Genomic DNA, 12244 nt, shown 5'->3' with positions numbered 1-12244 from the left:
GCTCAGCGGCGCAGCGCGTCGACTTCTTCGGTGGGCAGCTGGCGCGCCTCTTCCTCGAGCATCACCGGAATGCCGTCGCGGATCGGGAAGGCAAGACGATCGGCCTTGCAGACGAGTTCCTGCTTGTCCTTGACGAAGTCGAGGGGGCCTTTGCAGACGGGGCACACGAGGATTTCAAGCAGTCTGGCGTCCATGCGACAGTTTCTCCAGGATTTGTTCGGCCGCGCCCGCCGGAATCTGTGCCCTGACCGGGAATTCCCAAGTGTCGGCAGGCGCGAAAGCCGAGCATTTTACCGCATCCTTGCTGGTCAGGACTTTCGCCTCGCCGGGCGCGAACGCGAGGTCGGCGGCGGTGAACGGGTGATGGTCGGGGAATGGATGGGGCACGACGTCCAGCCCCATCGCGCGCAGCTGATCGAAGAATCGCTCGGGGCGACCGATGCCGGCGACCGCATGCACGCGGCGCCCCTGGAATGCAGCGGACCGGCATTGTTTCGCGCCATCGTGCAGGGCAATGAAGGTATCGCCTTCGAGTCGCATCGGAAACACCGGCGTGGCGCCGATCGCCTGCTTCAGGCCGGCCGAGAGCGGGCCGTGCGCAATCACGAGGTCGACTTCGCGCAGCCGGGAAAGCGGTTCGCGCAGCGGGCCGGCGGGCAGCAGCCAGCCGTTGCCCAGCGTGCGTTCATCCACGACCACGAGCTCGATGTCGCGTGCGAGTCGGTAGTGTTGCAACCCGTCGTCGGACACGATGACGTTGCATTCGGGGTGTTCGGCGAGCAGCGCACGCGCGGCGGCCGGACGGTCGGCGCCAACGGCGACCGCGCCGCCGGTCAGGCGTGCAAGGAGGACGGGCTCGTCGCCGTACAGCGACGGATCGCCATCCGGGGGCACGACGGAGACGCCGCCGACCCTACCGCCATAACCACGACTGACCACTCCGGGCACCCACCCTGCAGCGCGCAATTCGCGCACGAGCCAGTCGACGACCGGCGTCTTGCCGCTGCCGCCGACGGCGATGTTGCCGACGACAATGACGGGAACGGGCAGGCGTTCGACACGCCGCGGATCACTGCGGTAACGGCCGCGCCGCGCCGCGGCGAGCGCTCCGAACAGCGCCGACAGGGGGCGCAGCAGGTGCGCTTGGGGCGACCGGTCCTGCCACCAGACTGGACTGCTGCGCGCCATGGATCAGGTGCGCGGCAGCAGCGATCGAGGCGTCGGCGACGCCCCGGCGGCGCAACAGCTCACGGAGCGGACTGGGTAGCGAAGGTGATGTGCGGCAGGCCCGCACGCTGCGCTGCCTGCATGACGTCGATGACGCTCTGGTGGGCCGCCTTGGCGTCGGCCGTGATGACGACGACCGGATCCTTTCCGCCGGCGGGAACGGCGCGACCGAGCGCCGCAGCGATCGCGTTGATGTTCTTGTCGCCGACCGGCTGGCGGTTGACCAGCACGTCGCCGGCCGCGTTTACCGCGACGACGATCTCGTTCGGCGTCACTTCCGCCGCCTTGGTGTCGGCCGTGGGCAGATTGATCTCCAGCCCCGACACCTTGGAATACGTCGTCGTCAGAACGAGGAAGATGATGAGTACCAGCAGGACATCGATCAGGGGGATCAGGTTGATGTCCGGGGCTTCGTGCTTGCGTCCGCGCTGGAAGTTCATGCGCATTCCCGCTCAGGGACGACGGTCGCCGTGCACGACCTCGACCAGCTTGATCGCCTGCTGCTCCATGTCGACGACGAACCCATCGACGACCGCGCGGTAATGGCGCCAGAAGATGATCGAGGGGATCGCGATGATCAGGCCCAGGCCCGTGGCGTAAAGGGCCGTCGAGATGCCCTGCGCGAGCTGCTGCGGGTTGGTCGTGGCCCCGCCCTGGGCTGCGAAAATGTCGATCATGCCGACGATGGTGCCGAACAGGCCCATCAGCGGGGCGATCGACGCGATGGTACCGAGCGTGTTGAGGAAACGCTCGAGTTCGTGCGCAACGGCGCGACCGGTTTCCTCGATCGACTCCTTCATCACTTCGCGCGAACTGCTGACGTTGCGCAGCCCGGCGGCGAGAACACGCCCGAGCGGGGAATGGGCGGCGACGCGGCTGGCCATCTCGGACGTGGCGCCCTTCTGGCGCAGGTCGGCAAGAACCTTGTCGAGCAGCCCGTCGGGCACGATGCGCGAGCGACGCAGGGTCACGCCGCGTTCGATGATGAGGGCGACGGCAACGATGGATACCAGCAGGAGGGGCCAGACGGGCCAGCCCGCGGACTGGATGAGCGCGAACACGCAGGAACTCCGGAGCTCGAAAAAAGAAGAACTCTAACCCCCGGCCGCGAACACGGCAAGGGCGCAACCCTTTGTCATGGGGACAGCAAGAATCCACAAAACCTGTGGATAAGTTTGTGGATTCTTCGCGAATTAGTCGCCAAATAGCTGTCGCGACAAGCGTTTTCTTACTTCGCTGAAAAATTAAGCAACAATTTTTTCGTTTAAAAACAGCTACTTGAAAATATCCTTAAATACTTCAGGGGTTCGTAAATACACCATTGACAGAACGGCCCCCTTGTGGATTCCGCTACAATCCCGCCCATGCAGAACACCGTTTCCCTCCCCCTCGGCGGCCCCGAGGACACGAACGGCGCCAGCCGGGCGATCAGCGTTTCCGCGCTCAACCGGGTCGCCCGCGAGACGCTCGAGGCGCGCTTCCCGCTGCTGTGGGTGAGCGGCGAGATTTCCAACCTGACGCGGGCGCCGTCTGGCCACCTGTATTTCACGCTGAAGGACGCCCAGGCGCAGGTTCGCTGCACGATGTGGCGCAATCGCGCCCAGTTGCTGCCGTTCCGCCCCGAGAACGGGATGCGCGTGGACGCGCGTTCGCTCGTGACGCTGTACGAAGCACGCGGCGATTTCCAGCTCAGCGTCGAGGCCTTGCGCCAGACCGGACAGGGGAACCTGTTCGAGGCCTTCCTGCGGCTCAAGGAGAAGCTCGCGGCGGAAGGCCTGTTCGATCCGGCGGCGAAGCGGGAACTGCCGCCCTACCCGCGCCGCATCGGCGTCGTGACCTCACCCGCGGCCGCGGCATGGAAGGACGTGCTGGCGGCATTGCAGCGGCGTTCGCCGCACCTGGAGGTCGTCCTCTACCCGTCTCCGGTGCAGGGCGCGGACGCCGGCGCAAGGCTCGCGGAAGCCGTGCGCACGGCGGATGCACGTACTGCGGAAGACGGCATCGACCTGCTGCTGCTGGTGCGCGGGGGCGGCAGCATCGAGGATTTGTGGGCCTTCAACGACGAGGCGCTGGCGCGCGCGATCCGTGCGTGTCCGGTGCCGGTAGTGACCGGAGTGGGCCACGAGACCGATTTCACGATCGCCGATTTCGCCGCCGACGTGCGCGCGGCGACGCCCACCGGCGCGGCCGAACTGGCGAGCGCGGGCTACCACGCCGCGCGCGCCCGCGTCAGTGAGATCGAACGATCCCTGTCGGTGGGGATGGAGCGGCGTCTGCACGGACTGGCCCAGCGGCTGGACCGGGCGGCGTTGCGGCTGGTGCATCCGCGCGAGCGGCTGGGGCTCGCGCGCGAACGCAGCGAACGGATCGCCGCCCGCCTGGGCGCGGCGATGACGCGCCGCCTGGAGCGCCTCGAAGGTGCACGGCGCGTCCTGGAACTGCGCCTCGTCGCCCGCAAGCCCGACCTTCGTCGGGACATGGAACGCTGCGTCCGCGCGGCGCAGCGGCTGGGCGCTGCGGGCGAGCAACTGGTGCAGCGCCGCGCGGAGCGGCTCGCTGCGCTGGCGACCCACCTGCAGCACCTGGCGCCGCAGGCGGTGCTGGCACGCGGCTACAGCATCACGCGCGATGCCGAGGGCCGCATCCTGCGGGCCGCCGACGAGACGACGGCAGGCGAGGAAATTTCGGTGGAACTCGCAATCGGGCGCCTGCGTGCTATCGTGAATAGCACGGAAGCATGAAGGGCGCCTCAGCGCGCCAGGAGATCTCCCCGCGGACAGGCAGCACGGCCCGCAGGATTGCCAGCGGGGTCAAATCCCGACTAGAATAGTCAGGCTTTAACCCCGACAACCCTGAAACAAAACAGGAAGGAGAACAAATGGAACATACCCTGCCCCCCCTGCCCTACGCCAAGGACGCCCTGGCTCCGCACATTTCGGCCGAGACCATGGAGTTCCACTACGGCAAGCACCACCAGGCCTATGTAACCAACCTGAACAACCTGATCAAGGGTACCGAGTACGAGAATCTCGACCTCGAGGCGATCATCAAGAAGGCGCCCGCTGGCGGCGTGTATAACAACTCCGCGCAGGTGTGGAACCACACCTTCTTCTGGAACGGCATGAAGCCGAACGGCGGCGGCGAACCGACCGGTGCGCTGGCCGACGCGATCAAGGCCAAGTGGGGCAGCTTCGAGGACTTCAAGAAGGCCTTCACGACCTCGGCCGTGGGCAACTTCGGTTCCGGCTGGACCTGGCTGGTGAAGAAGGCCGACGGCAGCGTCGACATCGTGAACATGGGCGCCGCCGGCACCCCGCTGACGACCGGCGACAAGGCCCTGCTCTGTATCGACGTGTGGGAACACGCCTACTACATCGACTATCGCAATCGTCGCCCGGACTTCGTCGCGACCTTCCTGAACAGCCTCGCCAACTGGGACTTCGCCGCGAAGAACTTCGCCGCCTGATCCCCGCACGACATCGGCCGGCCTCCCCGGAGGCCGGCCGCGAGGCCTCCCCCTGCGGCGCAGGGCGGAGGCCTCGCCGTTTCTGAATATACTTTCCAGATTTTCTTGGTTCAGGTTCCAAGCGCGCAACGGTAGATTTTCTCCATCGAATTCCATTCAAGGGAGAAAGCACCATGACGACCAGCCTCATCCGCCGCAGCCTGCTGGCGCTCGCACTCACCGCCGGCCTGATTGGCAGCGCGCAGGCCGAGACGACGCTGCTCAACGTGTCCTACGATCCGACGCGCGAGCTGTACCAGGCCTTCAACCCCGAATTCGCGAAGTACTGGAAGGCGAAGACCGGCCAGGACGTGACGATCAAGCAGTCGCACGGCGGCTCGGGCAAGCAGGCGCGGGCGGTGATCGATGGGCTGGAGGCGGACGTCGTGACGCTGGCGCTGGCCTACGACATCGACGTGATCTCCGCGAAGACGAACAAGTTTCCCGCCGACTGGCAGAAGCGCCTGTCGCACAACAGCTCGCCCTACACGTCGACGATCGTGTTCCTCGTGCGCAAGGGTAATCCGAAAGGCATCAAGGACTGGGGCGACCTGGTGAAGCCGGGCGTGGAGGTGATCACGCCGAACCCGAAGACCTCGGGCGGCGCGCGCTGGAACTACCTCGCGGCGTGGGGCTACGCACTGCAGCAGCCGGGCGGCAACGAGGCGAAGGCGAAGGAGTTCGTGACCCAGTTGTTCAAGCACGTGCCGGTACTCGATTCAGGCGCGCGCGGCGCGACCAACACCTTCGTGCAGCGTGGCATCGGCGACGTACTGCTGGCGTGGGAGAACGAGGCCTTCCTGTCGGTGAATGAGCTGGGCCCGGACAAGTTCGAGATCGTGGTGCCGTCGGTGTCGATCCTCGCGGAGCCGCCGGTCACCGTGGTCGACGGCGTCGCGGCGAAGCGCGGCACGGCGGACGTGGCGAAGGCGTACGTGGAATATCTGTACTCGCCGGTCGGGCAGAAGATCGCGGCGCAGCATTACTACCGCCCGGTGAAGCCGGAGCTGGCCGACGCTAAGGACGTGGCGCGCTTTCCGAAGCTGAAGACCTTCACGATCGACGGCCTGTTCGGCGGCTGGGCGAAGACGCAGAAGGCGCACTTCGATGACGGCGGCGTGTTCGACCAGCTCTTCACGCGCTGAACCGCGCATCACTACTGACGAAAAGCGCACGGAGAGCCGCGCATGCGACACACGACGCTGATCGTGCCGGGTTTCCACGGCAGCGGGCCGGACCACTGGCAGACGTGGCTGGAACAGCGCTTGCCGGACGCGCGGCGCGTGCGCGGCGTCGACTGGGAAGCGCCCGTGCTGGCGCGCTGGGCGGCGGCGGTGCGGCGCGAAATCGACGAGTCGACGCACGCGGTATGGCTCGTCGCGCACAGCTTCGGCTGCCTGGCGAGCGTGGTCGCGGCGGCCGACCGGCCCGAGCGGGTCGCCGGGGCGCTGCTCGTCGCGCCGGCCGATCCGGCACGCTTCGGCCCGCTCGGACTGCAGGAGGAAACGGCGGGGCCGATCGACGACCTCGGGCCGTGGCTGCCGCAGGGGCAGCTCGGCTTTCCCTGTGCGGTGATCGCCAGTACCAACGACCCCTGGGTGCGGCTGACGGTCGCCGCCTACTGGGCCGACCGCTGGGGGGCGCGCTTCATCAACGTCGGTGCGGCCGGGCACATCAACGTCGACTCCGGCTTCGGTGCCTGGCCCTACTGCCACGACCTGCTCGAAGGCATGCAGCAGGCCCACGAGGATCTGCCGCTGGGCGCAATCTCCGGTCGGCGCGAGTCACACAAGGGCCGACGCAGCGCACTCGCACGCCTGCGCCATCACACCCGCAGTTCGCTCGATCTGCGGCCCGGCGATCCGGACTAGCTCTTCCCGTCCCCTCGCCCCCGGCAGCAGCGGCGCCCGCCCGCGGACGGACTTCGGTCCGGACGACGGCGGGCGCCGTGCCGCATGTGCTTATCGCATCCGACGATAAGCACCGTATTTCTTCCCCGCTGCAATACATCCGAATTTTTCTTGGTTCGTCGGCGCGCCGCTGCCGCGTAGATTTTGTGCATAGGACGGCGGCAGCGCATGAGGCGCGGGCCGCGGACGTCGCACATCGCCCAGGGAGAATTCCAATGCATCCATCTCGAATCGCACGCGCCGGCCTCCTCGCGCTGTCGCTGCTTGGCGCAACCAGTCTCGCGCATGCGGAGAGCCTGAAGGTGGGCTACCTTCCGGTCACCGGCCACGCCAAGTTCTTCGTCGCCAAGGAATACGGCCTGTTCAAACAGGAGGGGCTGGACGTCGAGCTGATTGAGTTCCAGAACTCGGCCGACGGGCTCAATGCCGTCACCGCCGGCAAGCTCGACGTGGGCGCCTTCGGCACCACCGCGCCGCTCGCGCACTACGCGAAGGGGGCCGACCTGAAGGTGATCGGCGGCATCATGGGGCTCGATGCGGCGCTGGTCGTGACGCCCGAAAAGGCGGCGTCGATCCGCAACATCGGCGACCTGCGCGGCAAGAAGGTCGCGACGGTGCGGCTGGCGACGGGCGATGCGGTGCTGCGCGGCGCGCTGCACGACGAGAAGATCGACTGGAAGAGCGACCTGAAGATCTTCGAACTGAAGAATCCGCCCGCGGTGATAGAGGCGGTGAAATCCGGCCAGGTCGACGCGGGGGTGGTGTGGGGACCGCACGACATCCGCGCCGAGCGGCAGGGGCTGAAGATCGTCGTGCGTTCGTCCGAGCTGCAGCCGGGGCATCCGTGCTGCCGCATCGTCGTGACCTCGGACAAGCTCAAGCAGGGCGACACGCACGTGCGCTTCCTGCGCGCGATCCTGAAGGCGGAGAAGTTCGCGGCGGAGCGCAGGACGGAAACCATCGACGCGATCCAGAAGTACGTGAAGCTCGATCGCGACGTGCTGGAACAGGGCTACTACTCGGCCCATCTGGACCAGTCGACCGACCCCAACGTGCAGGGCACGCAGAAGTTCTGGACGACGCTGGTGAGCTCGGAAGTGGTCGACGGCACGCGCCCGCTGGCGCCGATCTTCGAGCTGACGCCCTACCGCAAGGCACTCGACAGCCTCGCGAAGGAGAACCCGCGCGACGCGTTCTGGCAGACGCGCCTGAAGAGCGAACCGACGAGGAACCAGCTGTGAGCGACGCGACGACTGCGGCCTTGCGCCTGGAGCGGCTGCGTTTCGGCTACGGCGGGACGACGGTGCTCGACGGCATCGACCTCGCGGTGGAGGAAGGCAACTTCCTCGCCCTGCTGGGCCCCAGTGGTTCGGGCAAGAGCACTCTGCTGCGCCTGATCGCGGGCCTCGAACGGCCCGAAAGCGGGCGCGTGTTCGCCGGCGATCGGCCAGTCGCCGGGCCGGACGTCGAGCGGGCGGTGGTGTTCCAGAACTATGCGCTGTTTCCGTGGATGCGCGTGGTCGACAACGTCGCCGAGGGCGTGCGCAAGGCGCGGCCGGGGATTGCCCGCACGGCGGCGCGCGTGCGGGCAGCCGACTACCTCGAGCGCGTAGGTCTGCCGGGCGTCGCGGAGAGCTACCCGTTCGAGCTGTCCGGCGGCATGCAGCAACGGGCGGCGATCGCCCGCGCGCTGGCGCTGGAATCGCCCTTCCTGCTGATGGACGAGCCCTTCGGGGCGCTGGATCCGGTCAACCGCGCTCGTCTGCAGGATCTGCTGGTCGAGCTGTGGCAGGGGCGCGCGCCGCGGCCAACCGTGGTGTTCGTGACGCACGACGTCGACGAGGCTCTGCTGCTCGCCGACCGCGTCCCGGTGCTGGGAGCCTCGCCGGGGCGGGTCATCACGGACTTCGCGGTGCCCTTCGAGCGTCCGCGCTCGCGCGCGGCGCTGTTCGGCGAACACCGCTTCCACGCACTGCGCGAATCGATCGCCGAGGCGCTCGACGCGGACACGCTGGCCCGCCTTGCGGCGGCCTGAACCGTCATCTGGAGAACCATTCATGATTTCCGAAACTTCGACGCTCGACGCTGTGTCGGCGCCGGCGGACACGCGGGACGACGCCGACGCTGGGGCCACGCGCTCAGCCCGACTCGCCTTCGCGTGGGAACCCTGGCTGCTATGGCTGGCGCTGATCGCCGCGTGGCAGGGCATCGCCAGCCTGATCGCCGGGCAGGGCAATCCGCTGCTGCCGCCCCCCGTGGTGGTGCTCGACGCGCTATGGCAGTCGCTGCCGGAGCTGTTCACGGGGACCTGGTCGTCGCTGCTGATCCTGCTGCCCGGCTTCGCGCTCGCGGTCGTCGGCGGTGTCGGGCTGGGTCTCGTCGCGGGCACGTCGCCGCGACTGGGGCGGGCGTTCTTCCCCTTCGCGAAGGTCGCGGCGCCCGTGCCGCCGACCGTCTACATCCCTTACGCGATCGCGGTGCTGCCGACCTTCCACCTGTCGGCGACCTTCGTCGTGTTCGTCGGCGCCTTCTGGCCGGTGTTCCAGAATACGGTCGCCGGTGCGCACGCTGTGGAGGGGCGGCATCGCGACAACGCCGCGGTGCTGGGCTTTTCCCGCCTCGAATACCTGCGCAAGGTGGTCTTTCCCGCGAGCCTGCCGCACATCTTCTCGGGGATGGCGGTGGGCCTGGGCTTCGGCTTCATCCTGCTGACCGTTGCCGAGCTCTTCGGCGCGAACGCGGGCCTCGGTCGCTTCGTCCAATACTACGCGGACTTCGCCGACTACCCGCGCATGGTGGCAGGCATCCTGTACACCGGCGTCGTGACCTGGGCAGCGATGACCGTGCTCGAGCGGGTCCGGGCACGTGCGCTGTTCTGGCTGCGCTGAGGGGGCGGCGATGAGCACCTTTCTGCGCAAGCACGATTTTCCGGGGACTGCCGTCATGTCCGAAACACCCCGCCCGGACGACGAGGAAGACAAGGAACGCTACGTTGCGCGCCAGTTGTGGTGGGCGCTGGCCGGCCTGCTGCTGTTCGCGCTGGCCCTGCTGTTCGGCTGGGGCGGCGCATACGCGGCGGGGGGACGCTCAGCGCCGGACGCGCCCCTCTTCGCTCCGAGCGCCGACCTCGCCACCGCGCTCGCCGACGCGCGCCGCGCCGGACGCAAGGGGGTCGCGGTGCTGTATGAGATGGACGGCTGCGGCGAATGCGCACGCGTGAAGGCCTCGACCTTCCGCGATCCCGCGCTGCAGCGCGAGTTGCGTGCCCACTTCGTGCCGGTCAGCCTGCGCGCCGACGAGCCGGTGGCGCTGCGCGACTTCGACGGCGGCACGACGACGCTGGCCGCGTTCGCCAACGCGCAGCACGTGTTCGCGCTCCCGACCGTGGTGTTCTACGACCTCGACGGCATCGCCGTGGCGCGCCAGCCGGGCAGCCGCTGGCCGACCGCCGAGTGGCTGCGTCTGGCGCGCTACGTGCGCGACGGCGGCTACGAGGACGCGCCGTTCCAGCCGCGCACGCCGGCCGCCGGACACTGACCGGGATGCACCCCCGCGCAAGCGGCGCGCACCGCGAAATTCCCCGCCACCCGCACTGCGCCGCGGCGCTCGCCGCCCGTGCGCGCGCGTTCGTCCCATTCCCATTTCCGTTTCCATTCCCATTCCCATTCCATTCGACGCACACAGGAGCTTTCCACGATGCAGGGATTGATGATGCAGCTGCCGCTGCTGATTTCCGGCCTGATCTCCCATGCCGACCGCAATCACGGCGATACCACGATCGTCAGCCGGCTCGCCGAAGACCCGCACGGCCCGCTGCACCGCACGACCTGGCCCGAAACCCACCGCCGGGCCCGCCAGCTGGCCAATGCGCTCGCGCACCTGGGCGTGCGCCAGGGCGACCGCGTCGCGACGCTCGCGTGGAACACGCATCGTCACCTCGAGCTGTACTACGCCGTGGCCGGCAGCGGCGCGGTGTGCCACACGGTGAATCCGCGCCTCTTCGATGACCAGATCGCCTGGATCCTCGCGCATGCCGACGCGCAGGTGCTGTTCTTCGACGCCACCTTCGCGGACATCGTCGCACGCATCGCGCACAAGCTGCCGCAGGTGACGCACTTCGTGCAGATGACCAGCCGCGAACACCTGCCCGCGAACTTCCCGCGCGAGCTGCTCGCCTACGAGGATCTCGTGCATCGCCACTCGGAACACTACGCGTGGCCGCAGCTTGACGAGAACACGGCATCGAGCCTGTGCTACACGTCCGGCACGACCGGCAACCCGAAGGGCGTGCTGTACAGCCACCGCTCGACGGTGCTGCACGCCTACGCCTGCGCCCTGCCCGACAGTTTCGGTATCTCCGCGCGCGACGCCGTGATGCCGGTGGTGCCGATGTACCACGTCAATGCCTGGGGCCTGCCCTACATCGCGGCGCTCACGGGCGCACGCCTGGTGCTGCCGGGGCCGCTGCTCGACGGCGCGTCGCTGCACCGGCTGATCGTCGACGAGGACGTCAGCTTCTCGAACGGGGTGCCGACGGTGTGGGCCGGCCTGCTGCAGCATCTCGCGCAGCATGGCGGCGGGCTCGGGCGCCTGCGCCGTCTGGCGATCGGCGGCTCGGCCTGTCCACCGGCAATGGCGGAGTCCTTCGCCCGTCACGGCGTCGACGTGCTGCGGACGTGGGGCATGACCGAGCTGTCGCCGATCGGCACCGTGAATGTGCCACGCGCCGACGAGGCGACGCTCGCGCCCGAACGGCGCGAGGCGCAAGGACTCACGCAGGGGCGGCCGCTGCCGGGGATGGAGCTGGCGATCCTCGACGACGACGGCCAGCCGCTGCCGCACGACGGCGAATCCTTCGGCGAACTGGTGGTGCGCGCGCCGTGGGCGCTGCGCCAGTATCACGGGCGCGAGGAAGGCGACGGCTTCACCGCCGACGGCTGGTTCCGCACCGGCGACGTCGCGACCATCGACGCAGGCGGCTACATGCAGATCACCGACCGCGCCAAGGACGTGATCAAGTCCGGCGGCGAGTGGATCAGTTCGATCGAGCTGGAGAACATCCTCGCCTCGCATCCGGCCGTCGCCGAAGCGGCGGCGGTCGCCGTGCCGCATCCGAAGTGGGACGAGCGGCCGCTGATGGCGGTGGTGCTGAAGCCCGGCGCGGGACTCGACCGCAATGCGATGCGCGCCTTCTACGACGGCAAGATCGCGCACTGGTGGTTGCCCGACGACCTCGTCGTGGTGGACGAGATTCCGCACACGGCCACCGGCAAGATCAACAAACTCGCACTGCGCGAGCGCTTCCGCACCTACCGCTGGCAATCGCAGCCGGCCGCCGTTGCCCCGCCACGGTAACTGCCTGCGGCACGCGTCCCGCGCAGCACGGGCAGCCGGGACGCGGGCGACCAACCGGTCGAAGGCGGGATTGCCGCAGGTCGGCACAGTTCCGGTCCGGCGGGAAGCAGCGGATGGCCCACAACGCACATGGAGAGACGGACCGGCATAAGAGGCGCCGGACGCCCTTCGCAGGAATTCGAATAACCAGCCCGTTTTTTATTATTTAGCGAGCACAAACGGCGCGCATAGACTTGATTCATGAAAT

Annotated in this window: 13 protein-coding genes; 9 read left to right on the top strand and 4 right to left on the bottom strand. The window is 68.1% G+C overall.

The window, feature by feature from the left end:
* Positions 1-2 precede the first annotated feature (2 nt).
* From GPA27_RS07670 to GPA27_RS07655, 4 genes are read right to left on the bottom strand one after another with little or no spacing between them, the layout of a single operon-like run.
* Positions 3-194 carry a Trm112 family protein gene (locus GPA27_RS07670; RefSeq protein WP_169139153.1) on the bottom strand — a complete coding sequence of 64 codons (192 nt, stop codon included), beginning with the start codon at positions 192-194 and terminating at the stop codon, positions 3-5.
* Complete coding sequence (gene lpxK, locus GPA27_RS07665; RefSeq protein WP_169139151.1) at positions 175-1188, bottom strand: tetraacyldisaccharide 4'-kinase; 1014 nt, start codon at positions 1186-1188, stop codon at positions 175-177. Before lpxK ends, GPA27_RS07670 begins: the two co-directional genes overlap by 20 nt.
* 59 nt (positions 1189-1247) lie before the next feature.
* Complete coding sequence (locus GPA27_RS07660; protein ID WP_169139149.1) at positions 1248-1667, bottom strand: ExbD/TolR family protein; 420 nt, start codon at positions 1665-1667, stop codon at positions 1248-1250.
* A gap of 12 nt (positions 1668-1679) precedes the next feature.
* Entirely contained in the window at positions 1680-2288 is a 609-nt protein-coding gene (locus tag GPA27_RS07655; RefSeq protein ID WP_169139147.1) for a MotA/TolQ/ExbB proton channel family protein, read from the bottom strand.
* 303 nt (positions 2289-2591) lie between these two features.
* On the opposite strand from GPA27_RS07655, the gene xseA reads away from it, so the two are divergent.
* The 9 genes from xseA to GPA27_RS07610 all read left to right on the top strand — a co-directional run bounded on the left by xseA (position 2592) and on the right by GPA27_RS07610 (position 11997).
* Positions 2592-3968, top strand: a complete 1377-nt coding sequence (xseA, locus tag GPA27_RS07650; RefSeq protein ID WP_211164884.1) for an exodeoxyribonuclease VII large subunit — start codon at positions 2592-2594, stop codon at positions 3966-3968.
* A 137-nt stretch (positions 3969-4105) separates the two neighbouring features.
* Positions 4106-4693 (top strand): superoxide dismutase, encoded by a 588-nt coding sequence (locus GPA27_RS07645; RefSeq protein WP_050416747.1) that lies wholly within the window; start codon positions 4106-4108, stop codon positions 4691-4693.
* Positions 4694-4866: 173 nt separating this feature from the next.
* Positions 4867-5877, top strand: coding sequence for a sulfate ABC transporter substrate-binding protein (locus GPA27_RS07640; RefSeq protein ID WP_169139145.1), 1011 nt, complete (start codon positions 4867-4869; stop codon positions 5875-5877).
* A gap of 42 nt (positions 5878-5919) precedes the next feature.
* Positions 5920-6603: an RBBP9/YdeN family alpha/beta hydrolase gene (locus tag GPA27_RS07635; RefSeq protein WP_169139143.1), complete on the top strand. Its 684-nt coding sequence runs from the start codon at positions 5920-5922 to the stop codon at positions 6601-6603.
* A gap of 254 nt (positions 6604-6857) precedes the next feature.
* On the top strand, positions 6858-7883 hold the full coding sequence (locus tag GPA27_RS07630; protein WP_169139141.1) for an ABC transporter substrate-binding protein: 1026 nt from the start codon (positions 6858-6860) through the stop codon (positions 7881-7883).
* Positions 7880-8677 carry an ABC transporter ATP-binding protein gene (locus GPA27_RS07625; protein WP_169139139.1) on the top strand — a complete coding sequence of 266 codons (798 nt, stop codon included), beginning with the start codon at positions 7880-7882 and terminating at the stop codon, positions 8675-8677. The genes GPA27_RS07630 and GPA27_RS07625 overlap by 4 nt, the downstream gene beginning before the upstream one ends.
* Before the next feature lie 22 nt (positions 8678-8699).
* Positions 8700-9530: an ABC transporter permease gene (locus GPA27_RS07620; protein WP_169139137.1), complete on the top strand. Its 831-nt coding sequence runs from the start codon at positions 8700-8702 to the stop codon at positions 9528-9530.
* Positions 9531-9540: 10 nt separating this feature from the next.
* The gene (locus GPA27_RS07615; RefSeq protein WP_169139135.1) at positions 9541-10179 is read left to right on the top strand and encodes a thioredoxin family protein; all 639 of its coding nucleotides are present in this window, start codon (positions 9541-9543) and stop codon (positions 10177-10179) included.
* 159 nt (positions 10180-10338) lie between these two features.
* On the top strand, positions 10339-11997 hold the full coding sequence (locus GPA27_RS07610) for a long-chain-fatty-acid--CoA ligase (RefSeq protein ID WP_169139133.1): 1659 nt from the start codon (positions 10339-10341) through the stop codon (positions 11995-11997).
* The last annotated feature ends 247 nt before the right edge of the window (positions 11998-12244 follow it).

The organism is Aromatoleum toluolicum, from assembly GCF_012911005.2.
In the GTDB taxonomy this organism is placed as follows: domain Bacteria; phylum Pseudomonadota; class Gammaproteobacteria; order Burkholderiales; family Rhodocyclaceae; genus Aromatoleum; species Aromatoleum toluolicum.
This window is presented reverse-complemented; position numbering and strand designations above follow the sequence as displayed.